Source organism: Paraburkholderia madseniana (assembly GCF_009690905.1).
GTDB classification, from domain to species: domain Bacteria; phylum Pseudomonadota; class Gammaproteobacteria; order Burkholderiales; family Burkholderiaceae; genus Paraburkholderia; species Paraburkholderia madseniana.
In genome coordinates this window covers 183,339-205,716 of the sequence record NZ_VOSW01000001.1, presented here as the reverse complement: position 1 = coordinate 205,716, position 22,378 = coordinate 183,339, and the positions used below count along the sequence as shown (strand labels likewise).

25 protein-coding genes are annotated in these 22,378 nt (G+C 62.9%); 9 read left to right on the top strand and 16 right to left on the bottom strand.

Annotation, left to right across the window (positions count from 1 at the left end):
* Window positions 1-441: 441 nt before the first annotated feature.
* Window positions 442-1,104 (bottom strand): DUF1345 domain-containing protein, encoded by a 663-nt coding sequence (locus FSO04_RS00920; protein WP_154557933.1) that lies wholly within the window; start codon window positions 1,102-1,104, stop codon window positions 442-444.
* Window positions 1,105-1,471: 367 nt separating this feature from the next.
* Here FSO04_RS00920 and FSO04_RS00915 point away from each other — a divergent pair, with 367 nt between their 5' ends.
* The 4 genes from FSO04_RS00915 to FSO04_RS00900 all read left to right on the top strand — a co-directional run bounded on the left by FSO04_RS00915 (window position 1,472) and on the right by FSO04_RS00900 (window position 6,170).
* Window positions 1,472-2,122 carry a sugar dehydrogenase complex small subunit gene (locus tag FSO04_RS00915; RefSeq protein ID WP_154557932.1) on the top strand — a complete coding sequence of 217 codons (651 nt, stop codon included), beginning with the start codon at window positions 1,472-1,474 and terminating at the stop codon, window positions 2,120-2,122.
* 112 nt (window positions 2,123-2,234) lie between these two features.
* On the top strand, window positions 2,235-3,836 hold the full coding sequence (locus tag FSO04_RS00910; RefSeq protein ID WP_154557931.1) for a GMC family oxidoreductase: 1,602 nt from the start codon (window positions 2,235-2,237) through the stop codon (window positions 3,834-3,836).
* Window positions 3,837-3,856: 20 nt separating this feature from the next.
* Window positions 3,857-5,284, top strand: a complete 1,428-nt coding sequence (locus FSO04_RS00905) for a cytochrome c (RefSeq protein WP_154557930.1) — start codon at window positions 3,857-3,859, stop codon at window positions 5,282-5,284.
* 148 nt (window positions 5,285-5,432) lie between these two features.
* Window positions 5,433-6,170 (top strand): metallophosphoesterase, encoded by a 738-nt coding sequence (locus FSO04_RS00900; protein WP_171927057.1) that lies wholly within the window; start codon window positions 5,433-5,435, stop codon window positions 6,168-6,170.
* Between the two features lie 21 nt (window positions 6,171-6,191).
* Here FSO04_RS00900 and FSO04_RS00895 read toward each other — a convergent pair whose 3' ends face one another.
* Both FSO04_RS00895 and FSO04_RS00890 read right to left on the bottom strand, forming a co-directional pair.
* Window positions 6,192-6,893 (bottom strand): RES family NAD+ phosphorylase, encoded by a 702-nt coding sequence (locus FSO04_RS00895; RefSeq protein ID WP_168435516.1) that lies wholly within the window; start codon window positions 6,891-6,893, stop codon window positions 6,192-6,194.
* On the bottom strand, window positions 6,890-7,327 hold the full coding sequence (locus tag FSO04_RS00890) for an MbcA/ParS/Xre antitoxin family protein (RefSeq protein WP_054034811.1): 438 nt from the start codon (window positions 7,325-7,327) through the stop codon (window positions 6,890-6,892). The genes FSO04_RS00895 and FSO04_RS00890 overlap by 4 nt, the downstream gene beginning before the upstream one ends.
* Window positions 7,328-7,439: 112 nt before the next feature.
* On the opposite strand from FSO04_RS00890, the gene FSO04_RS00885 reads away from it, so the two are divergent.
* Entirely contained in the window at window positions 7,440-8,048 is a 609-nt protein-coding gene (locus tag FSO04_RS00885) for a hypothetical protein (RefSeq protein ID WP_154557927.1), read from the top strand.
* 13 nt (window positions 8,049-8,061) lie between these two features.
* Here the strand turns inward: FSO04_RS00885 and FSO04_RS00880 are convergent, their stop codons facing one another.
* Window positions 8,062-8,985 (bottom strand): HTH-type transcriptional regulator ArgP, encoded by a 924-nt coding sequence (locus tag FSO04_RS00880; protein WP_168435515.1) that lies wholly within the window; start codon window positions 8,983-8,985, stop codon window positions 8,062-8,064.
* A gap of 89 nt (window positions 8,986-9,074) precedes the next feature.
* Window positions 9,075-9,926: a LysR family transcriptional regulator gene (locus tag FSO04_RS00875; RefSeq protein ID WP_154557926.1), complete on the bottom strand. Its 852-nt coding sequence runs from the start codon at window positions 9,924-9,926 to the stop codon at window positions 9,075-9,077.
* 100 nt (window positions 9,927-10,026) lie between these two features.
* Between FSO04_RS00875 and FSO04_RS00870 the strand changes: the two genes are divergently transcribed.
* Together FSO04_RS00870 and FSO04_RS00865 are read left to right on the top strand one after the other, a co-directional pair.
* Window positions 10,027-10,410, top strand: a complete 384-nt coding sequence (locus tag FSO04_RS00870) for a tautomerase family protein (protein WP_154557925.1) — start codon at window positions 10,027-10,029, stop codon at window positions 10,408-10,410.
* 133 nt (window positions 10,411-10,543) lie between these two features.
* Window positions 10,544-11,380: a TOBE domain-containing protein gene (locus FSO04_RS00865; RefSeq protein WP_154557924.1), complete on the top strand. Its 837-nt coding sequence runs from the start codon at window positions 10,544-10,546 to the stop codon at window positions 11,378-11,380.
* 94 nt (window positions 11,381-11,474) lie between these two features.
* Here the strand turns inward: FSO04_RS00865 and FSO04_RS00860 are convergent, their stop codons facing one another.
* The 4 genes from FSO04_RS00860 to FSO04_RS00845 all read right to left on the bottom strand — a co-directional run bounded on the left by FSO04_RS00860 (window position 11,475) and on the right by FSO04_RS00845 (window position 14,515).
* Window positions 11,475-12,176 (bottom strand): sulfate/molybdate ABC transporter ATP-binding protein, encoded by a 702-nt coding sequence (locus FSO04_RS00860; protein ID WP_154557923.1) that lies wholly within the window; start codon window positions 12,174-12,176, stop codon window positions 11,475-11,477.
* Window position 12,177: 1 nt separating this feature from the next.
* Entirely contained in the window at window positions 12,178-12,852 is a 675-nt protein-coding gene (gene modB, locus FSO04_RS00855) for a molybdate ABC transporter permease subunit (protein ID WP_154557922.1), read from the bottom strand.
* An 18-nt stretch (window positions 12,853-12,870) separates the two neighbouring features.
* On the bottom strand, window positions 12,871-13,644 hold the full coding sequence (modA, locus tag FSO04_RS00850) for a molybdate ABC transporter substrate-binding protein (RefSeq protein WP_154557921.1): 774 nt from the start codon (window positions 13,642-13,644) through the stop codon (window positions 12,871-12,873).
* Window positions 13,645-13,813: 169 nt separating this feature from the next.
* Window positions 13,814-14,515, bottom strand: a complete 702-nt coding sequence (locus FSO04_RS00845) for a phosphatase PAP2 family protein (RefSeq protein ID WP_154557920.1) — start codon at window positions 14,513-14,515, stop codon at window positions 13,814-13,816.
* A 356-nt stretch (window positions 14,516-14,871) separates the two neighbouring features.
* On the opposite strand from FSO04_RS00845, the gene FSO04_RS00840 reads away from it, so the two are divergent.
* Window positions 14,872-16,068, top strand: a complete 1,197-nt coding sequence (locus FSO04_RS00840; protein ID WP_154557919.1) for an extracellular catalytic domain type 1 short-chain-length polyhydroxyalkanoate depolymerase — start codon at window positions 14,872-14,874, stop codon at window positions 16,066-16,068.
* A 107-nt stretch (window positions 16,069-16,175) separates the two neighbouring features.
* The gene (locus tag FSO04_RS00835; protein WP_093634980.1) at window positions 16,176-16,352 is read left to right on the top strand and encodes a DUF3563 family protein; all 177 of its coding nucleotides are present in this window, start codon (window positions 16,176-16,178) and stop codon (window positions 16,350-16,352) included.
* A gap of 98 nt (window positions 16,353-16,450) precedes the next feature.
* On the opposite strand, the gene FSO04_RS00830 is transcribed toward FSO04_RS00835, so the two are convergent.
* The 7 genes from FSO04_RS00830 to FSO04_RS00800 all read right to left on the bottom strand — a co-directional run bounded on the left by FSO04_RS00830 (window position 16,451) and on the right by FSO04_RS00800 (window position 22,185).
* Entirely contained in the window at window positions 16,451-16,651 is a 201-nt protein-coding gene (locus FSO04_RS00830) for a tryptophan-rich sensory protein (protein ID WP_154557918.1), read from the bottom strand.
* Window positions 16,652-16,669: 18 nt separating this feature from the next.
* Window positions 16,670-18,169, bottom strand: coding sequence for a cryptochrome/photolyase family protein (locus FSO04_RS00825; protein ID WP_154557917.1), 1,500 nt, complete (start codon window positions 18,167-18,169; stop codon window positions 16,670-16,672).
* Window positions 18,170-18,486: 317 nt separating this feature from the next.
* Window positions 18,487-18,906 (bottom strand): organic hydroperoxide resistance protein, encoded by a 420-nt coding sequence (locus tag FSO04_RS00820; protein ID WP_154557916.1) that lies wholly within the window; start codon window positions 18,904-18,906, stop codon window positions 18,487-18,489.
* Window positions 18,907-19,078: 172 nt separating this feature from the next.
* On the bottom strand, window positions 19,079-19,531 hold the full coding sequence (locus tag FSO04_RS00815; RefSeq protein ID WP_054034820.1) for a MarR family winged helix-turn-helix transcriptional regulator: 453 nt from the start codon (window positions 19,529-19,531) through the stop codon (window positions 19,079-19,081).
* Between the two features lie 169 nt (window positions 19,532-19,700).
* Window positions 19,701-20,507, bottom strand: a complete 807-nt coding sequence (locus FSO04_RS00810; RefSeq protein WP_093634984.1) for a BPSS1780 family membrane protein — start codon at window positions 20,505-20,507, stop codon at window positions 19,701-19,703.
* Complete coding sequence (locus FSO04_RS00805; protein WP_154557915.1) at window positions 20,498-21,493, bottom strand: homoserine kinase; 996 nt, start codon at window positions 21,491-21,493, stop codon at window positions 20,498-20,500. Before FSO04_RS00805 ends, FSO04_RS00810 begins: the two co-directional genes overlap by 10 nt.
* A gap of 296 nt (window positions 21,494-21,789) precedes the next feature.
* Window positions 21,790-22,185, bottom strand: coding sequence for a hypothetical protein (locus FSO04_RS00800; protein WP_154557914.1), 396 nt, complete (start codon window positions 22,183-22,185; stop codon window positions 21,790-21,792).
* Window positions 22,186-22,378 lie beyond the last annotated feature (193 nt).

The following is a 22,378-nucleotide window of genomic DNA, read 5'->3' as shown; positions in this document are numbered from 1 at the left end:
GATGCAATTGACATGCGATCACAGCGCTCATTGGGCTTCCAGAGCCGGATACCGCGCGATGCGTGAAGCGAGGGCGCGTACTGGTCAATGTAGTGCAAAGATCGTCACGCCGCTGGCCAGTAAGGGGTGCTTTGACGCCAGGCGTCGATGGCACGGGGCCGGCCAGAACTATTCGCAAGACGCAGCAAACGTTGTGCCAGTGCGTTCTGGACTGAAGCGGAAGGGTGGCGGCGCGCGCGCCCTAAGGGGAGGCGCGACGGACGGCCGGACGCGGTGGGCGCGCGGTGGCGGGTGGCTTGCGTGTAAAACGGACGGGCCTCGCCCGGGTTTTACACGGGGTGGCGCGACGCGGGCGCGGGGGCCGCCGGGGCCGCAAAAGGCGAAGTGGCGGCCGGCGGGGCAAGCGTCGAGGGGAAAAGGCTTTTAAGGAAGCTCGGCGGGTCAGGAGCCGAGCAAGCCCGCTGCGATGTTCACGCACAAGCCGAGCACGGCGACGTTGAAGTAGAACGCCAGGATCGACTGCGCGAGCGCGGCACGGCGAATCGATCGTGAGCGCAGCACCACGTCTGAGGTTTGCGAGGCCACGGCGATGGTGAACGAGAAGTACAGGAAATCCCAGTAGTTCGGCTGGAGCTTGTGGTCGGGAAACAGCAGGGGGGTCTCCGCTGCATCCGGATCGTAGTAAAGCCGCGCGTAGTGCGATGTGAAAATGGTGGGGATCATGAACCAGGCGCCGAACATCGTGAGGCCGGTCAACAGGTAGTGCCATGCAGTCGAGGCGCCGGCCGTGCCCTTCGCCGAGGCCAGCTCGAGCACGATCGCGGCAATACTGGCGACCGTCGCGACGCAGATCACAACCAGCACCACTCCCGCGTTCTCGTCGTCGCGCTGCGCGAATTCGCGGACACGGCCTTCGTCGGCGGCGGCCATGTGCACCCACATGAGCAGGAGGTAGATCCACACCGCGGCATCCCAACCGGCCAGAACACGCACCATGGGGCGTGTGTGTTCAGGGGCCACCAGCGCTGCCACGAGGCCGACGGCGAGGCCGATCAGCATGCGGGGTCGATTGCGAAGAACCTGCGGATAATATTTTAGGAGCATGAGATATAGGGTGAAGGGCCGTCTGTGCCGCGGATTCTACTCGCGCTTCGGGCACCATTTGTCGAATGGGGGAATCACAGGCTATAGTCTTTCGCAACGGCCTTGCGGGCCGCTTTCAGTTGAAAGGCGATTGGCAGGCGGCGGGTTTTTCGCCGCGCGTGCCGCGCAGTCAGGCTGTTTTCACAAGGCTGTCATCGGCACAACGTAATGCGGCTCGCATCGGCATCATGCAGCCACACAAGACCGCTTAAGCGGCGCCAGACTAGGTTTGGGGTAGAGAAATCGACGCAGCGCGCCAACGGCATCACGCCACGGCGGCGTTGTCTGTTGAGAACAACTCACGATCAACTCACCATCTGGAGCCCCCATGACAGATGTTCCTGAGAATAAAGATGCGCACCATGACGTGACGCATCTGGCCAGGTTTCCGTCGCCAAAGTCCTCTTCGCCGCTTTCTTCGCCGGGATCCACTCGCTCATCTTCGCTGCATGCATCGTTTTCCGCCTCGCGCAGAGCCTGGGTGCTAGGCGCATGCGCAACGGCCGCGGCGCTCGCGTTTGCCGGGGCAGGCCGCTCGCTCTCGTGGATCGCGCCGGCGTTCGCTGACACCGCGCCCCCCGGTGGCGGACTCGATGCCTTCCTTGCGCTCTCGCAGCGTCTCACCGGTCACACGGGCTTCGACGCCGTGCTCGGCAAACGCGTCTACGACGCCCTCGCCAAATCCGACAGCCAGTTCTCCCAGAACGTCGCCGCGCTCAACACGTGGCTGCAAGGCCATGGCGGCGTGCCGTCCGATACGGTCACTCAGGCCTTGCAGGTCGATCAGCCGGCGCTCGCGAAATCCGTGAGCGCGATCATGCGCGCGTGGTATCTCGGTCTCGTGGGCGACATGCCGCATGTGGATGTGGTCGCTTATGAAAAAGCGCTGATGTTCGAGCCGGTCAAAGACGTGCTGACGATTCCGTCCTATTGCCGCGACGTGCCGTTCTACTGGACGCAGAAACCGGTGAGCGCCTGACCGATGTTCCTCTCACGCGTGCCTTGTCGTCGCATGGCCTGATTGAGCCGTTCGACGAAACGCCGGCACGCGAGATCAGCAAGCAAAGATAAGCCAGTAAAAGAGGGCAACAATGGCAAACTCAAATTCCGCCGACATCGTCGTAGTCGGTTCGGGCGTGGCAGGTGGACTGGTCGCGCATCAAATGGCGCTGGCCGGCGCGTCGGTGATTCTGCTCGAAGCCGGGCCGCGCATTCCGCGCTGGCAGATCGTCGAGAACTTCCGCAATTCGCCGGCCAAGTCCGACTTCGCGACACCCTATCCCTCCACGCCTTACGCACCGCATCCCGAGTACGCACCCGCCAACAATTATCTGATCCAGAAAGGTGACTATCCGTACAACTCACAGTATGTGCGGCTGGTCGGCGGCACGACGTGGCACTGGGCTGCCGCTGCTTGGCGGCTGTTGCCGTCGGACTTCCAGTTGCACAAGCTGTATGGCGTGGGACGTGATTGGCCCTATCCGTATGAAACGCTGGAACCTTGGTATTCAGCGGCTGAAATGCAATTGGGCGTTTCCGGACCGGACAGCACGATCGATCTCGGTTCGCCGCGCTCCAAGCCCTACCCGATGAGCGCGTTGCCGCTCTCGTACATGGATCAGCGCTTTAGCGACGTGCTCAACGCACAAGGCTTCAAGGTGGTGCCCGAGCCGGTGGCGCGTAACAGCCGTCCGTACGATGCGCGGCCCACCTGCTGCGGCAACAACAACTGCATGCCGATCTGCCCGATCGCCGCGATGTACAACGGCGTGGTGCACGCGGAGAAGGCCGAACAGGCCGGCGCGAAGCTGATTCCCGAGGCGGTCGTGTACCGCGTCGAAGCGGACAACAAAGGGCTCATCACGGCCGTCCACTACAAGGACCCGAACGGCAACAGCACACGCGTGACCGGCAAGCTGTTCGTGCTCGCCGCGAACGGCATCGAAACGCCGAAGCTGATGCTGATGTCAACTTCCGACAAATTCCCGCACGGCGTTGGCAACAGCTCCGACCAGGTGGGCCGCAACCTGATGGACCATCCGGGCACGGGCGTCACCTTCCTCGCCAACGAACCGCTGTGGCCCGGACGCGGGCCGATGGAGATGACCTCGATCGTCAACTTCCGCGACGGCTCGTTCCGCTCCGATTACGCAGCGAAAAAGCTGCATCTGTCGAATGGCGTGCCGACCATGAGCGTGACCGCCGATCTGCTGAAACAAGGCCTCACCGGTGCCGAACTCGACCGGCAGATTCGCGACCGCGCGTCGCGCACGCTGAACATCAACAGTTTTCACGAGCATCTGGCGGAGCCGCAGAACCGCGTGGTGCCCTCGGCGGATCACAAGGATGCGCTCGGCATTCCGCAGCCCGAGATCTACTACTCGATCAACGATTACGTGAAGAAGAGCGCGGCGAACACGCATGAACTGTATGCGCAGATCGCCTCGCTGTTCGGCGGTGCCGAGGTCTCGTTCGATGATACTTTCGCGCCGAACAATCACATCATGGGTACCACCATCATGGGCAGCGATGCAGGCGATTCGGTTGTCGACGCGGATTGCCGCACACACGATCACTCGAATCTGTTCATCGCCAGCAGCGGCGTGATGCCGACTGCGGCCTCCGTGAATTGCACGCTGACGATCGCCGCCTTGTCGCTGAAACTGGCCGACAAGCTCAAGCGTGAAATCTGAGCCCTGAACGGAGAGCCACAATGACGAAGAACACCTCTCGCGTGCAGCCGGCCGATGCGCTTGTTCAGCGTGCGCGTCGTCAGCACTTCCGGGTGGCGACGCTGGCGGCCGTCTTTTCGCTGTTTGCGCTGTATGTCGCCTGGCACGAAGCGCATGGGCCGACCGCACGACATAACGACGAGCTGCCGATCACACAGGCCCACGCGGACAACGCTGCGCAACCGGACAATGCGGCGGCCACGCCGGCGGCGGCGACCAGCAGCGATCTCGTGAAACGCGGTGAATACCTTGCGCGCGCCGGCGATTGCGTCGCCTGCCACACCGCTGACAAAGCACGCCCGTTCGCGGGCGGCCTGCCGATCAACACACCGTTCGGTACGATCGTGACGCCGAACATCACGCCCGACCCAGATACCGGCATCGGCCAATGGAGCGACGCCGATTTTCTGCGCGCGATGCATGAAGGCGTTGGCAAGAGCGGCGAACGGCTCTATCCGGCGTTCCCGTACGCGGAATACACCAAGGTCACCGATCAGGACGTGCTGGCGATTCGCGCGTATCTGAACACGCTCACGCCGATCCACTACGCGCCGCCGAGCAACAGCCTGAAATTCCCCTTCAATCTGCGCTGGCTGATGGTGTTCTGGAACCTGTTCAATTTCGACGAAGGCCGCTTCGTGCCCGATCCGAAGCAAAGCGCCGAATGGAATCGCGGCGCGTATCTGGTCCAGGGTCTTGCGCATTGCGAGGAATGCCACACGCCGCGCAATTTCACGCAGGGCTTGAAGACGAGTTCGCGCTTCTCCGGCGCGGTGCAGGCCGGCTGGCATGCGTACAACATCACGTCGGACAAGACCAGCGGCGTGGGCAACTGGAGCGATGACGACCTGGTGGCGTATCTGTCGACCGGCGCAGCGCCTGGTCGAGCCAATGCGGCGGGCCCCATGGCCGAGGTGGTGACCGACAGCACGCAGTATCTGACGCACGAGGACGTCCGCTCGATCGTCACGTATCTGCGCTCGGTGCCGCCGATCAACGGCGGCGAATCGCGTCCGCGCGACCAGTGGGGCAATCCCGCCGTCGACGATGTCACCGCGCTGCGCGGCACCAAGATCAATGCGGTGAACGGTGCGCAACTGTTCATCGCCAATTGCGCGACGTGCCATAACTGGACAGGTCAGGGTGTCGGCGCCAGCGCGCCGGGCGCGTATCCGTCACTGATTCACAACTCGGCGGTCGGCGCGAGCGACGCCAACAATCTGGCGATGGTGATCCTGCACGGCGTTAGCCGTACTACGAAACAGGCTGACGTGTTGATGCCCGCGTTCGGCACCCAGCTTACCGACGACCAGGTGGCGGCTATCACCAATTACGTCACCAAACAGTTCGGCAATCCGCAGTCCACGGTGACGGTGGATCAGGTCGCCAAACTGCGAACCCAGCAATAATGAGTGCGCGGCCGGCGCGTTTTCCGGTAAGTCCTGCCGGAGACGCGCCGTTCTTGCGTTGTTTCTACGTCATTCGAGCGATGCGAGACGTCAGGATAAGATAGGGAACGCGCATACGCACTTGCGGATGCCGCACTATCATGAGCGAATGGATTCCGTACTCGTCAACTCCGTTCAGCATCATCCGGCCAATCGGAGTGGCCGCGACTTTGTCGTCGGCGATTTGCATGGCTGTGTCGATGCGCTGCGCTATCTGCTGCGCGACATCGCGTTCGATCCGGCGCGTGACCGGCTCTTTTCGGTCGGCGATCTGGTAGACCGCGGTCAACATTCCGAAGAGGCTTTGGCCCTGCTCGACAAGCCGTGGTTTCACGCGGTGCTCGGCAATCATGAAGACACCTTGTGCGGCGTCGCCGATGGGCGCTTGCGGCGCCAGTGGTGGTATGGAATCGGCGGGATATGGGCGGCGAGTTTGTCCGACGAACGTTTGCAACACTACGCCGAACGTCTGCGGACGCTGCCGCTCGTACGCGTGGTCGGCAGCGGTAAGGAGCGCTTCAATATTCTGCATGCCGAATTCTTCGGCACGGACGCCGAACTCGACGCCGGGAATTTTTCCGCCGAAACGCGCCAGCAATTGCTGTGGGGGCGGGATCTGGCCTTGGGCAATGGCGATCCGCAGCGGCAGCATGGGCTTTCGCTGACCTATTGCGGCCATACGCCGATGCGCGACATCCAGCAGATCGGCTCGCAGATTTTCATCGACACCGGCGCGTTCGGGCCCGGTGGCAAGCTGACCATCGTGGAGCCGCAGGCGTTGCGGCGCTGGTCGATCTCGGTTGAGGCGGCGCGGGAGAGCGGGGCGGCGGCGCTGGCCCTGCCCTGATTGTTGCGAGTCTCTTAGCTCTTAGCCCACCTGATTGAGCTCGAACACGATATCGATGCTCGTGCCATTCCAGTTGTATTCCAGATACGCCGCGTGATGGCAGTCGCGTAGCAGCGTGGTTCTGAACGCGGCGAGGCACTCGCCTTCGTCATCCCGCACCGATGGATACACGATGCCCGGCGCACCACCCTCGCGCACGGCACGGCCGAGCGATTGTCCGGCGACATAGTCGTCGGGCGACAGCACCGCGAGATCGAGCGATGCGTCGTCGCGGATGTCGACCACGTTGCCTTGCGCCACGACGGTGTAGAGCCGCATCTGCTGCCGCATGGGTGGCTCGGCTGTCGCCTCCAGAAATTTCCCTGTGTGGTAGCGCGTCTCCGCGATCGCAGTGGCACGCGAACGGGCGCAATAGAACACGCCGTACGTGCCGTCCGAGAAACGGCTGCCGAGTGGATTCAGGTGTGTCAACGCGGCCATGATCGGCCCATAGCCCGGACCGAACCGGCGCTCTTCGCGTGGCACGAGATCGAGTTCGCCGACTTCGGTGCGCAGGCGGTCGTTGGTCATCGCTTCGAGCGCGTAGAGGGCGTCGAAATCTTCGGGCGATGCGACCCGGTCGAACAGATTGACGGCCGGAAAGCGCGTTGGAATCACGCGATACGCGGGCGACCAGTCGAGCGGCGCGTTGCGCCAGCGGTGCTGCCAATGCGGTTCTGTCACGCCCAGCCGCCTCGCATCGCGTCGAGATACTGGCGCACGGCCACGAGATCGCTGATGTTGCCGGCCAGCATGCGGTCCAGCGCGCGGCGGCCGCCGAACGGCGGCGCGCTGTTGGGGCGCTTGATCCAGGTGTCGGCGGCGCTGGGCTGCGGCAGCAGGATCTGCAGCGCCTTATAGATGCCGAGCAGCAGCGACAGGCGTTCCAGCGTGTCGCGCCCCAGACGTGCGGTTCCCGGCGCGGATTTCCATTTGAAGTAGGTGGAACGGCCCGGCGAGCCGAGCAACACGATCTGCTCTTCGGCGCTCAAATCCCAGTCTCGCGCGATGTTGAAGAACGCGCGCAGGCCTGCCGCCGACATTTCCGTAAGCGTGGGTTCCGAAACCGGCCGGCGGATGGGCGGTTCGGGCTGGGTGACGCGGGCGGCGTGAGCCATGATGGGGTGAGTCCTTATCTGTACTTGTTGTTGATATTAGTCTAAAAATGGATTTTTGCAAGAGAATATAATCCCGACTCGTTATGAAGTCGAAGATCAGGAGAAGCAGGAGATGTGGGTTCGAGCAGTAGCAACGGCAGTTGCAGTGTGGTGCGTGTCCGGGGCGGCAATGGCCGCTGGTTATGCGGAAGTGTGGAATCCGCCCGAGTCGACCGGGCATGCGGCGAAGCACGCAAAGAAAACGACGGGTGCCGCCAAGGTCAAGTCTATCGCCGGCGCGAAGGTGGGTTCGAAGCAGGCGGCGAAGGGGCAGCATGGGGCGCAACGGGTCGCGTCGGTGTCGAAGAGCGGTGCCAAGCCGGCAGCGCACGGCAGCGTGAAGAAGGTCGCCGCCAGGAATGTTGGCCACGGTGGCGTGGTGAAGGGCGCGGGCAAACCTAAGTCGAAGGCAGCGGTGGTGGCGCAGGGTAAGAAGCCGCACGCACAACTCGCTCAGGCGAAATCGGGGCAGGGCCGGATCATGCACGCCGACCTGGTTCAAGGCCATGCAGCGCATGCCAAGGTGGTCAATGTGACGGCGAAAACCAGCGTGGCCAAACCGGCCGTGGTTCACACGAAGGCGCCTGCCAAGGCCGCAAACGTAGCGGCAAGTCCCGCGGCGACCGCGCCCGCTAATCTGGCGACCGTCAGCAGCGGGTCGTTGCCGCCGATTCTCCACTGACCCTCTGTTCGATTCAGGCGGCGCGTTTGCGTTTGGCCTTGGTGCCCGGCGGACCCAGCGCCGTGCGGCCGAGTTCGACGATGCGCGCCGAGAGCTTTTCGAGGCGTGGCGACTGGACCTTCCAGGCGTGCCAGTACAACTCGACGTCGGTGGGCTGCTTCGGCGCAAGGTCGACCAGTTCGCCGCGCTCGACGGCATCGCCGAATTCCAGTTCGGGCACCATGCCATAGGCGAGGCCACGCTGGATCGCCATGTAGCGCGGCACTGGCGCGGGCACGTAGTGGCACGGATAAGCTTCCGGGGGCAGGCCGAAGCGCGTCTCGAGAAAGCGCGCCTGCAACGCGTCCTTGCGTGAGGACAGGATCACCGGCGCGCGCCGCGCGCCTTCACGCGTCAAGCCGTTCGGAAACCATCGCTCGACGAACGCCGCCGACGCCACCAGCCGGTAGCGCATCGCGCCGAGCCGTTCCGCGAAGCAGCCGCGCATCGGCGCCGGTTCGGTGGTGATGCAGCCGATCGCGAGGCCTGAGGCGAGCAGCGCGTGGGTGTGATCCTGGTCGTCGACGGTCAGATCGAGCAGCACGTTTTCCTGCAGCAGGATCTCGGAGAGCGCGGGAAAAAACCATGTGGACAGCGTATCTGCGTTGACGGCAGCGGCGACGTTCAGCAGCGCTTCGTTGGCGCCCGCAAGATCGCTGGCGAAGTCGTCTTCGAGCAGGGCGGCACGCCGTAGATATTGCAATAGACGCTGGCCCATCTGCGTCGCGCGACAGGGCCGCGTGCGCACGATCAGCGGATTGCCCAGGCGCGTTTCGAGCGCCCGCACACGCTGCGATACCGCCGACGACGTGATGTTCAGGCGAACGGCGGCCTGCTCGAAGCTGCCGGTTTCGATGACCGCGCGGACGGCGGCGGTTTGTCGGGGGTCGAGGTCCACTGATCTACTTTTAAATGAAATGGTTGGTTTTCCAGCTTAAGCGAAAGCCGGCGAACTTTATTCATGATTTAGGGCGAGAAGTCGTTTTGTCATTGCGTTGCCAACCCATTCGTCACCAACCGCAACGTCTCCATCGACCGCGCATCCCTCACGCGCGAATGCAGGGTCACGCGTGATTCCGGCAGCGGCGGCAAACCCAGCCGTGCGCCGACATCGATCAATCCACGCGGCGCCACTCTGCGCGCCAGCGGCGACACCGCAAGACCAGCCGCGACCGCGGCGCCGACGGCAGCCACTCCGCCGCCGACGAACACTTCCTGCCATGCAAGCCCCGCCTCATTCAGCGTGTGCAGCGCGACGTCGCGCACATTGCACGGCGGACTCAGCAGTGCCAGCGCCAACGGCTCGCCGACGCGCGGCAGCCATTCCGGCGTAGCGAGCCAGCCAAGCGGCTCGCTGAACAGCACTTGCGCGTCGTCACGCGGCGGCTCATCGGCGCCGTAGCGAACGATCACTGCGTCGAGGCGCCGTTCATCGAATTGTGCGAGCAGTGCAGCGGACATGCCCAGATGCAATTCGACCACCAGACCCGGATCGTGCGCGTTGAGCCGCGCGAGCAACTGCGGCAAGTTCGTTCCCGCGACGTGCTCGCTCAGCCCCAGCGTGAGCCGCCGACGCTCCACGGACAACGAACCCAGCGCCCGCTCATGTGCGCTCAGCAGATCCCGGGCCGCGCCAAGGAATGCGTTGCCATCCGCGGAAAGGCGCACGACACGCGGCGTACGTTCCACTAACTGCTTGCCGAGATGCGCTTCCAGCCGTTTCAGCTTCAGGCTGACGGCCGATTGCGTGGTATCGAGCGCGTCCGCTGCCCGCGTGAAGCTGTGCAGATCGGCGACCAGCACGAAGGCGCGCACCGCATCGAGATCGAGGACTTTCATTTCAGTTGAATATGGATGAAATAGCCAAAGATGGCTGTTCATTATGACTGAGCGCGCCTAAGCTGTGTTTACCCAATCACGGCAACCAAGGAGTTTCATCATGCCGCTCACACGAATCGCATTGCGCGCCGGCAAGCCGGTGGAATACCGGAAGGCGCTGACGGACAGCATCCAGCGTTCGCTGGTGGAGACGTGCAATGTGCCGAAAGACGACATCTTCATGCTCATCACCGAGCACGATGCCGGCAATTTTGTGTACGACAAGCAGTATCTGAACATCGAACGCAGCGACGATCTCGTGGTGATTCAGATCACGTTTAACAATACGCGCACGCTCGAACAAAAGAAGGCGCTGTACAAGCGCATGGCGGATGAACTGGCGGAGTCGCCCGGACTGCGACGAGAGGATGTATTCATCAATCTCGTCGAAGTGCTGAAGGAGAATTGGTCGTTCGGTAATGGAATCGCGCAGTACGCGGTTTGAGTGACTGACGAACTCAGGTGGCCTGCGCGTAATTGAGGCGGGCGGGAATGGATGCGCGGGGCAGCCAGACAGGCAACGATGCGTCGCTATAATGGTTCGCTGTCCTTTCCTCACCCACCGACACTCCGCCGCCATGACATCCGACCGCATCGATCCGTCCCACGAAGCCCTCGAACTTGGCGGCTCCGTCTGGTTTAAGGCAGGCGCGCAAACGCTCGGCGGCGCGTCGCGGATTGCGCTGCTCGCGGCGATCGGCGAGACCGGTTCGATCACCAGCGCGGCGAAAGCCATCGGCATGAGCTACAAAGGCGCGTGGGACGCCGTCGACACGATGAACAATCTCGCCGGCGAGCCGCTCGTCGTGCGCTCGACCGGTGGCAAAGGCGGTGGCGGCACGATACTCACGCCGCGCGCCGTGAAGCTGATCGATACGTTTCGGGCGGTCGAACGCGAGCATCGGCGTTTTCTCGAACGCGCGGGTGCGGCGATCGAAGGCTTTGCAACGGATTGGGACCTGATTGGCCGCATCGGCGTGAAAACGAGCGCACGCAATCAGCTTTATGGCACGGTGTCGGCAATTACGCGCGGGACGGTCAACGATGAAGTGTCGCTGGCGCTACCAGGCGGCCATACGATCGTCGCCGTAGTCACGCATGAAAGTACGGAGACGTTGGGCCTCGCGGTGGGGGCGGCGGCGTTTGCGTTGATCAAGGCGTCGTGGGTGGTGCTGCTCGTGGAGAACGAAAGCGGTGCGCCGCTGCAACTGTCCGCGCGCAATCAGTTGCGCGGCGCGGTGCAGAGCGTGAAGCGCGGGGCGGTCAACGCGGAGGTGTCGCTGCTGTTGGACGGCGGCGCGGTGATTACCGCGGTCGTCACGAATCAAAGCGTCGATACGCTTGGGCTTGTGGAAGGCGGGACTGCGGTCGCGGTATTCAAGGCGTCGAGCGTGATTCTTGGCGTGAAGGATTGAATGAGCCGAGGGCACTGAAGGGCGCAGGCTCTGGCGATTCTGAGAATTGTGGCGTCCCGGATGGCCCCGAACCATCCGACGGCGCGCGCAGACCTTACGGCACGCTGCGCTCGTACCCAGCAAACGGATGGTTCTCACGCACGCAACCATCGCTGACCTGCACGACCTGATCGCCGAACGCGGCGACATCGTCGGGATCGTGCGTGATTAACACCATCGGAATATCGAGCCGCGTCTGCAGGTCCGACAACTCGCTCCGCATACGCTGACGCAGCGCGCTATCGAGTGCGGAAAACGGTTCGTCCAGCAATAGCAGGCGAGGCTCAGCGACGAGCGCCCGCGCCAGGGCCACGCGTTGCTTCTGTCCACCCGAAAGCTGCGCCGGATGATTACCCGCCACACTCTTCAACTCGAGCGCATCGAGCCAGTAATCGACTTGCGGGTGCGAGATTCGCGCGCGCGGATTGAGCCAACCCTGCTGCAACCCGAAGCCGATGTTCTGCCGCACGTTCAGATGCGGAAACAGCGCGTAGTCCTGAAACAGATACGCAATCTTGCGTGCCTGCGGTTTCTGATCGATACCGCGCGCACTGTCGAACAACGCGTTGCCGTGCAACGTGATTGTCCCTTCGTCGGGGTGCAGCAAACCGGCGATGGCCTGCAAAGTCAGACTCTTCCCCGCGCCGGACGGCCCGAACAGCACGACGCGCTGCGTGGTCGCCTTGAACGAGACGTCGAGCGTGAAATGGCGCTCGGCGCTCTCGAAGGTCTTGCGGATGTCGACGGTAAGCAACATATCAGCGGGACGTCAAAAGCGTGTGCTGCGGCACCAGACGGCCCGCGAGCAACAGGATCACGACACACGTCACCGAAGTCACGAGCACAAGGAAATTCGCGGTGCTGTCGTCGCCGGCCTGCACGGCTGAATAGACTGCAACCGAAAGCGTCTGCGTGCGTCCCGGCAAGTTGCCCGCGATCATCAGCGTCGCGCCGAATTCGCCGAGCGCCCGCGCAAACGCCAGCAGACCGCCCGCGAGGATGCCGCGAGCGGCGAGCGGCAGTGTCACGCGAAAGAAGACCGCCGTTTCGCTGACGCCGAGCGTGCGCGCGGCCCGCTCGAGTTGTGGATCGACGGATTCGAAGGCGGCGCGCGCCGACTTCAGCACGAGCGGGAACGCCACCACCGTCGACGCGATCACCGCGCCCTGCCAGGTGAACACCAACTGGATATCGAGCTTGTCGAGCCATCCGCCGATCACGCCGCGCCGCCCGAGCAGGACCAGCAGGTAGTAGCCGAGCACGGTGGGCGGCAAAACGAGTGGCAGCATGAGCAGCGAATCGATCACATCGCGCGCGCCGGAGCGCCAGCGCGACAAACCGAAACCGGCCGCGACGCCGAACACCAGATTGAGCGCGGTGGCCCAGCCCGCCACTTTCAGTGACAGCAGGAGCGGAATCCAGGCCTGTTGCATGTGCGTGCGGTACCCAGGTTAATGCGCGGGCTTGAAGCCGTACTTCGCGAGCACGGCCTGGCCGGCCGGCGAGAGCACAAAGTTCATGAAGGCTTGCGCGTCGGCCGCGTGACGGCTGCCTTCGACCTGCGCGATTGGATAGGTGATCGGCGTTTGTGTCGGCACGTTCATCGCGACCTTGACCTTGTCCGGCATGACTGCGGCATCGGTGCTGAACACGAAGCCGGCGTCGACTTCACCGCGCGACACATAGTCCAGGCTCTGGCGTACGTTCGATGCCAGCACAGCCTTTGCGCTGACCGCGTCCCACACGCCCGCGGCTTGCAGCGCGCCCTGTGTATAGCGGCCAACCGGCACCGAAGCCGGATCACCGTAGGCCACACGCTTCACATTCGCCGACGTCAGATCGTTCAGCGAGGCCGGCGCGAAATGGCTGTCGGTCGGCACGATCAGCACCAGCGAATTGGCGGCAAAGTCCTTGCGCGTAGCCGGAACGATCACTTTTTCCGCCGCGGCCTTGTCCATTGCTTTCTGATCGGCGGAGGCGAACACGTCAGCGGGCGCACCCTTGACGATTTGCTGCATCAGCACGTCGGAGGCGCCGAAGTTCAGCAGGACCTTGGTGCCGGGATGCTGCTGTTCGAAGACCTCGCTCACCGCTTTGAACGCGTTGGTCAGGCTGGCGGCGGCGGAAACCACCAGTTCGTCGGCACGTGCGTTGGCGCTGACTGCAACGGAGATGGCGCTGGCGATGAACAGCGCATGTTTCACAAGGCGGCGGGACAGTGTCATGAAGGCTGGATGTCCGGCGTGGGCCGGAACTGGGGGGTTAAAACGCTATCGTAATATATGAAAGGTTATAGCGGTACCCATGCTGATTATTCAGTTGCGCGCATAACGCGGCGCGTGGGCCGGCAGGGGTGGGCTTCAGTTGCCAAACAGGAAATCGATTGAACGCGCTTCAGACGTCCGGCGAGTGCGGCGGCGTAAGCGTGTTGAGCGTCTGCGACAGGGGTGCCATAGCGGGGCGTACGTCACGCACGGCCCGCCACTTGGCGCGAATGAACGGCCGGTCGTGACCGGACACCTTCAGCGCGATATGCGTGACCCAGCGTTGCGTCGGCACATGAACACCGTGCATCAGCAGCGCGAGGATCATCAGACTTGCGGCGACGGGCGCCGCCGACAACCGGCCCGGCTCGGCATGCCACGCCATTCGCACGAAGAAGAGCGCCGCCAGCGCGCCGACCAGGCAGCCGGTTACGGCTTCAGACGGTGAGTGAGCGCTCAGTACGACGCGCGACAAGCCGACCGCAATACCCGCAGCCAGGCCCAACAAGACGCCGAGCAGACGAATCGCCGGGCGCGCCGGCAGCAACATCAGGAACAGCGCGACCGGATAGACGGCGGTCGACAGCATGGCGTGACCGCTGACGCCAGTGAAATCCAGTTCGCGCACGCCGACGCCCCAGCCGAGGAAGGCAAGTTTGGTCACGGTCACAACGCCGATGGCCGCGCCAAGCAGCAGCAACCAGCCAGCCGCCATGCGCCACGTGTAGCCGATCGCCAGCCAAAGTGCGATGGCGAACGCGAGCGGCAGCGTCATGCCGGCGCCGCCGAGGCTGGTGATCGAGTACCACAGATGGGCAGGTAAATCGGGCATGGCAAAGGCGCGACCAAGGCCGCGTAGAATCGGGTTGGTAATGGTTTAACGCGCGAACGGCGCGAATCGCCGACGCGGCGAAGGCGTCACCGACATTATTTACCCGCCAGTATAGACGGGTGCTGCGGGCGGGATTCGCCACGCGTCAGGCTTTTTGTAGCGGGGCGTTGGCTAGCGAACAAGCTTTGCCATGATTTGACGTTGCTGCTGCTGCAAGGTTCGCCGGGCGGAAAATTCGGTATCCGGCAGAGGCTAAGGCCGTCAGCATCGCATGAGGATTGGTGTTATTGTGCATTGCACAACAAAGCGTCGTTCGATCGAACGACACCTGTCCCTTTTTGCGAGGTTACCCGCCGATGGCAAAAAGTCTGTCGAAAATCTGGCTACGTGGTCTCAAGCGGCTGCTCGCCATTCAAACCGAGCACACTCACGCAACCACCAAGCGCGCCCCCACGCGGCCGGCACGCGCCGCTACCACCAAACCTTCGGCCAAGGTCCGTCCTGTCAAGCCGGCGGCCGCGCTGCGCGCATCCGCGAAACGCGACGCGCCGCGTGCCGCTCCACGGGAATCGCGGGTTCGTCCGCGCGCCTCTGCATGGGCGAGCGGTTCATGGACGCGCTCGTTCCATTCGGCGCCTACCGCGCCTGGGCGGCTCGTCAACCACCTTCAGTACGGGCTGTACATCCCGACCGGCCATGCGCACGAGGCGATGCCGCTGGTGGTGATGCTGCACGGCTGCACCCAGTCGATTGACGAATTCGCCGAAGGCACGCGGATGAACGTGCTCGCCGACCGGTTCGGCTTTGCCGTGGTTTATCCGGAACAGTCGAAGCATGTGCATTCGCATCGCTGCTGGCATTGGTACGACGCCAGCGACAGCGCCGGTGGTGCTGAGGCGCGTGCGGTCGTCTCGCTGGTGGATTCATTGGTTGCCCAGCACGGCTTCGACAGCGAGCGCGTCTATGTCGCCGGAATCTCTGCCGGGGCCGGCCTGACGGCGCTTCTGGCCGCTAACTACCCGGAGCGATTCGCGGCGGTCGCGCTGCATTCCGGCCCCGCTTTCGGCGAGGCTCGCTCCGGCATTGCGGCGATGGACGTGATGCGGCGCGGCGCGCGTCGCGAGCCGGCCGAGCTGGTCGACGAACTCGTTAACGTGGCTGAATACCCCGGGATGCCGGCCATCATCCTCCACGGCGACACCGACCATGTGGTCGCGCCCGTCAATGCGGACCAGTTGGCGGTGCAGTTTCTCCGTCTGAACCGGATCGTCGACGAGAAAGGCGCGCGCAAATCCGGCGAAGTGAAGGAAGAGCGCAAAGGTGGCGTAGTGATGCGCGACTACCTGCGCGGCGGCCGGCGCGTGGTGCGGCTGTGCCGTGTCCAGGGGCTCGCGCACGCATGGAGTGGCGGCGATGACGCCGTACCTTTCCATTCCGCCAAAGGTCCGGACGCAAGCGCCATGGTGTGGGAATTTTTCAGGCACCAACGCCGCACGGGCACCGGCCGTATCGCTGAAAGCACCGCCACAGAAGCTTCGGCAGGCGCACGGTGACGTTGGAACAACACTTCGAAATGAGTATTGGCGTAATCCTAGGGTTTTCCCTATAATACGGGTTATCCCTTAGGCGTTAACGCCTAAACTCATTGTCGAGGTTGACCATGTACCTGCTTAGCCGCCTGTTTCTGTTCCTGACCAAATCGCCCGATCAACTCGCGAAAGAACGCGCTGACGCCTTCCTCGCAGAGGCAACCGATCTTTACGATCTGGAATTCCGTATGCGCAAGCTCGACCGTGAGGCGGCTACCCGTCATCCGGCGTGGATGGCCCAGCACTAAGCTGCGCGAGTTTGAAGCATCGGCGCGTAATGAAGAACGCCGATGTTTGGGGTAAGGCGCCCAAGCTGTTATGAGCTATTGGAAGGGCTCAAACACGCTTAAACAGCCGGATTCAATTGCCACAGCGCGTGATCCAACACCGCGGTAAATGCCACCCAGGCTACATAGGGCTCGAGTAGTTCGCCAGCCCAGTGGTCCCGTCGCCAGAGTGCAAGCGTCAGTGCGACGATCAGCACTAAAACACGAACAACGACGGCAAACGGCGCGTCCTTCAGTCTTCGCCAGACGTTTCTGATCAAATCAATGTGAGCGGGCGCTTACTTGCCGAAACGGGCAAGCGTACGCTGCCGAGCGTCGGCATGGTCGACGATCGGCGCGGGATAATCTTTGCCCAAAATCACGCCAAATTCCGCGAGCCGATCCGCACCCGCCAGCCACGGCGCGTGAATCCATTTGGCCGGCAGTTTCGCAAGTTGGGGCAGGTAGCGTTTGATAAAGCGCCCTTCGGTGTCGAACTTTTCGGATTGCGTGATCGGGTTGAAGATCCGGAAATACGGCTGCGCGTCGCATCCCGTCGATGCCGCCCATTGCCAGCCGCCGTTATTCGCCGAGAAATCGAAGTCGTTCAGTTGTTCGGCGAAGTACCGCTCGCCGCGTCGCCAGTCGACGCCCAGATCCTTCACCAGAAAACTCGCCGTCACCATCCGCAGGCGGTTGTGCATGTAGCCCGTGCGGTTCAGTTGCAGCATCGCGGCGTCGACCAGTGGATAGCCCGTGCGGCCGTCGCACCATGCGGCGAACGCCTCGTCCGCTTCCGGGCCTTGCTCCCAGCGCAGCCGGTCGTACTCTTCCTTGAACGACGCACCATCCGCCAGCTTTGGATGATGCGAGAGGATCATGAAGTAAAAATCCCGCCAGATCAGCTCCGTCAGCCACGTGGCCGAACCTTGCCCGTCCGGCTGCAGTGACATCTCGTGCGCGATCCGCGCGAGCGTGCGGATCGAGACGATACCGAAGCGCAGATGCATCGACAGGTAGCTCGGGCCTTTGACTGCGGGAAAGTCGCGCCGGTCCCGATAGCTGTCGATGCGGGTCATGAAGTCGTCAAGCAGGCGTTGCGCGCCGCTCATGCCGGTGGGCAAGTTGAGCTCCGCAAGATTGCTCGGTGCGAAGCCGAGTTGATCGAGCGTCGGCAACTGACGGTCCAGCTTGGGAGGCAGTGCTGTCAGATGCTTTGCGTAGGTCTCGACCGGATACGGTTTCAGATCGAAGGCCGTTAGCTGCTTGAGCCATGCGTTCTTATAAGGCGTGAACACCGTGAACGGTTTGTTCTGGCCTGTCAGCACCTCATCGCGCTCGAAAATCACCTGGTCCTTAAACGTCAGCCATTGGCGTCCGACCTCGACAAGCCGTTCGTGCACCGTCGCGTCACGCTCGATCGCGACCGGCTCGTAATCGTGATTCGTGAATATTGCATCCACATTGAGTTCATCAGCGAGCCTGGGCACGAGATCGACCGGATCGCCGTACAGCACGATGAGCCCGCCACCTTTGGCGCGCAACGCCTCGTCCAACTCGCCCAATGCAGCAAGAATGAACTCGACGCGGCGGTCCTGTGGCTGCGTGTCCGGATGGCGAGTTTGCCAGGCGTCGCTCAGCGGTTGCAGGATCGTCGTGTCGAATACGAACGCGCACCAGACGCGCGCGCAATGCTTGAGCGCGTAGTAGAGCGCGGCGTTGTCCGTGCTGCGCAGGTCGCGGCGAAACCAGACCAGACCGGTATCGAAAGTGTCGTTCAGGCGCCGGAGGCGTGTCATTGGAAACGTGGGTCGGGTAAAGGGCCGCGTGGCGAAGCATGGAACGGCGCGATGATCAACTGCCAGGCGACGATATTACTGAACTGTGCTTTTACTCACAAAGCTACGGGTGAAAAAGCGTGACGGCAGGCGATCGGTCGGATCGATGTCGCACGATGTCGCACATTGCGTGCCGCGTCCGCGAATGCCTGTTGCGCCGCAAAATGGCACAACGCCCGCGCCTGGTTTGCAGGATACGGGCGTTATTCATGACGGCGCGGTCGTGCCGCGCGTGTCAACGATTCGATTCATTGGCAATTCGTTCAAGCCGCCGGAGCTTACGCGACTTGCAGGCGCACCGCGACGTTGTTGCGCGTGGCGTTCGAGTACGGGCAGACCTGATGTGCTGCGTCGACCAGTTCCTTGGCTGCATCTGCGGGGAGGCCCGGCAACGAGACGCGCAGATCGATGTCGAGCGCGAAGCCGCCATTGTCGTTCGGGCCGATCCCCACTTCTGCCGTGACTTGCGTGTCAGCCGGCAAAGCCTGCTTGCGCTGGCCGGCGATGAACTTCATCGCGCTCAGGAAACACGCCGAATAGCCCGCTGCAAAGAGTTGTTCCGGGTTGGTACCCGCTGCGCCCGTGCCGCCCAGTTCACGCGGTGCCGCCAGCTTCACGTCCAACGCATTGTCCGACGACACTGCGCGGCCGTCACGGCCACCGTTGCTGGTTGCGCTTGCTTTGTAGAGGATGTTCATTATGCTGCTCCTAAATCTGGGTTGTCAGGGTGGTTTGCATGCTTGCCGCTGTTTGGCCACCTTTCTGGCGGAGTGCTATCGAAGCGGCATGTGATAAAGATAGTACACAAATCATTTGTGTGCAAACTAATTTTTGTATCGACTCGATAGCGTGCCATTTGAAACAGGCCGGCTAGTGGTCCATGTAATCGTTGAGCGTGGTGCGCAGGCGCGTCAGATCGTCACGCAGACGGAGCAGGAATTCCGGCGTCTGCTGGGTCGCGCAGAAGATTTCCGCCGGCACTTCGCGTGCCTGACGCTTCAGCGCGGTGCCCGCTTTGGTGAGCCGGATATAGACGAGCCGCTCATCTTCGACGCCGCGTACCCGTTCCAGGTAGCCCTGCGCCTCGAGGCGCTTGAGCAGCGGCGTGACCGTCGCCGAGTCGAGATTCAGGCGCGCGGCCATGTCTTTCACCGTGACGTCGTCGGCTTCCCATAGCACGAGCATCGTCAGATATTGCGGGTACGTCAGGCCGAGCTTGTCGAGCAGCGGTTTGTACGCCTTCGTCATCGCAAGCGAGGTCGAATAGAGGGCGAAGCAGAGTTGCTCGTCGAGCGTGAAGGGCAAAGCGGGGCGCTGGGTCATGTTGCATCTCGCGGAAAAAAGAGCGTGCAAATCGATTGCGCGCAAACCATTGTGCCGCAAGTCGAGGCGAGATGCCGAGCGTGCCAAGGCGAAAGCGGGCAGTGCGCCGGATTGAAACCACACGGGCGCCGAAAAAGCGCCCGCGCTTGAGCAGCGGCCTAGCCGGCGCTCAAGCCGCCGGCGTGGTCGGCAGGTCCGGTGCTTCAGGCGTTTGCACGCCGAAGCAGCCGCGATAAGTCGCGTAGAACGAGCAATACAGCATGGTTGTGACGATCATCGTGGCGGGCATCAGGATCGCGAATGCGAAGTCGCCCGCGCCCAGCGCCTGCATCAGCGCGGACAAGCCGAACGAGACGGTCGTCGCCACCGCGAACCACAATGCACCGAACACGATGAACGCGCCGCGATTGCGCCAGCAACTGACGATGCTGAAGAACATCGCCTTGACGGGCGGCACGTCGTGCCACGCGATAAGAACCGGCGAGAACCAGAAAATCATCGCGACAGGAATGTAGAACGCGAACGCGGCGATCACTGCCAGCGGGATATTGCTGTTGGCGATCGCGTCCTGATCCATCGTAGCCATGCCGAGCATGACCTTCAGCAGCATGCCGCCGTCGGCGAGTGCCGAGCCGGCCAGCACCAGCGCCATCGCGACGACGTACAGCACGCCCAGCGCCAGCAGACGTTTGGCGACCGCGGGGCCGTACGAGTGAAAGCCGTCCACCAGAATGGTCGGGAACACCGGCTTGCCCGCGATGGTGTTGCGGCACGCCGCCATGAAACCGACGGCGACACCCGGAATGAAGACCAGCGGCAGCACGCCGCCGACAACCGGAATCTGCGCCGCCAGCGTCATGACCAGCAGATAGGTGAAGAACAGCGTCAGAAACGCGAGCGGGTTCTTGCGGAACAGCCAGATACCCTGCCGGAACCAGACATAGCCGGTTTTCGCGGGGACTTCGATCAGTTGCATGAGGTATGAATGCCTGGAAGAGCAACGCCGGACAGGCGTTCGCGCAGAATGCGCTCGAAATGACCGGGGTCGTGCGGTTTGAGTAACTCGGCCGCGCGCGGCAAATGAAAATCATACAGGCGCGAGACCCAGAAGCGGTAAGCGCCGGCACGCAGCATATCGCCCCAGTGGCGGTTTTCTTCGACGGTGAACGGGCGCACGGTCTGGTAGGCGCGCAGCATGGCTTCGGTGCGTGCTTCGTCGAGCTTGCCGGTGGCGAGGTCGACGCACCAGTCGTTGACCGTTACCGCGACGTCGAACAGCCACTTGTCGCAGCCGGCGAAATAGAAGTCGAAGAAGCCGCCCAGGCGCACCTCGTGACCGGATTCCGGCGCGGCATGCGCGAATAGCGCGTTGTCGCGGAACAGATCGGCGTGGCACGGACCTTCGGGCAGCCTGGCGTAATCCGCCGACGCGAAGAACGCCTCCTGATGCGCCAGTTCCGACGACAGCAGGTCTCGTTGCGCCCCCTCGAGGAACGGCAGGATGGTCGGCACGGTTTCCTGCCACCACGGCAGGCTGCGCAGATTCGGCTGATAGCGCGCGTAGTCGCGCCCCGCCAGATGCATGCGCGCGAGCATTTGCCCGACCTCGACGCAGTGTTCGACCTGCGGCGCCAACTCCGGCGCGCCTTCGAGCTTGGTCACAATGGCGGCGGGCTTGCCGTGCAGCGTGCCGAACAGCGCGCCATCTTCACGCGGCATGGGATCCGGCACCGGCACGCGGTGCGCGGCCAGATGCTGCATCAGATCGAGATAGAACGGCAATTGCTCGGCCGTCAGCTTTTCGAAAATCGTGAGGACGTATTCACCGCGCGTCGTCGTCAGAAAGAAGTTGCTGTTCTCAATACCGGACGGAATGCCGCGAAACTCGACGACTTCGCCGAGATCGTAATGACGCATCCATTCTGCTAGTTGGGGTTCGGTGACAGCGGTGAAGACAGCCATGCGGGAAACGTCGGATCAGGTTAGTCGGGCTGGCGCGAGGCGACCAGTACGAGGTGTGGCGAATGCGTTGCAGAAAGCGCGGTCAAGGTCACGCAGTCAAAGTCAATCAGGCAGCGAATCTTGCCTGCCAATCCTGGCCACCCGTCAGGGTCGCTAAGCGCTGTGACAATTCAACGCGGTATCGCCATGCTGCAGGCGGTGCTGAAAATCGGCAAGCAGGCTAAAAGCCCGGGGCGACGCCCGCGGGCCGCGCAGATCCGGGAGCGGCTTACGTCACGCCGCTGCCCCGGCAACCGTCAATATGTCAGATTCACCGACGGCAGACGCGTGCTTGCGCGGCCGTTGTCGCGCACGGTAGGCGACGTGTCGAGCGGCGCGCTCATTTGATAGCGCGTGCCGAGATTCGAATGCACGTTGATTTCAACGGGCTTGCCTTTGTCGCGGTATTCGGTGATTTCGGTGCCGTTAGCGCTGCGTTCGTAGAAGCTCGGCGTGCGCGGGACGTTGATTTCGACCTTCGAGCTGACCTCGGCGGCCGGACGATTGATCTTCTCCAGGTCAGGCAGACCAGCCCGTTCATTGGCGGACTGGGGCGCACCGGGGGCCGGAGTGTCATCGACAGGCTGGGCAGCCATCGCCGCGTTGCCAAAGGCGAGGGCCAATGCAACGGCGACGGGAAGGAACGGCTTCATGGTGATTCTCCAATATGGTGCCCCGATTCTAGCAAATCCAGCCTTGCCTACGGGCGCGATCGCCTTATTTTGCGCCGCTTTCGCGCGACGTGCGCGCAATCTTGCGGCCGCTGTTGCGGCAGGTGTGGTAGGCGCGGCGAGGTCATTTGGCGATCGCGGGTTCCGTGGTAATGTCATCTCATGAATAGGGGCG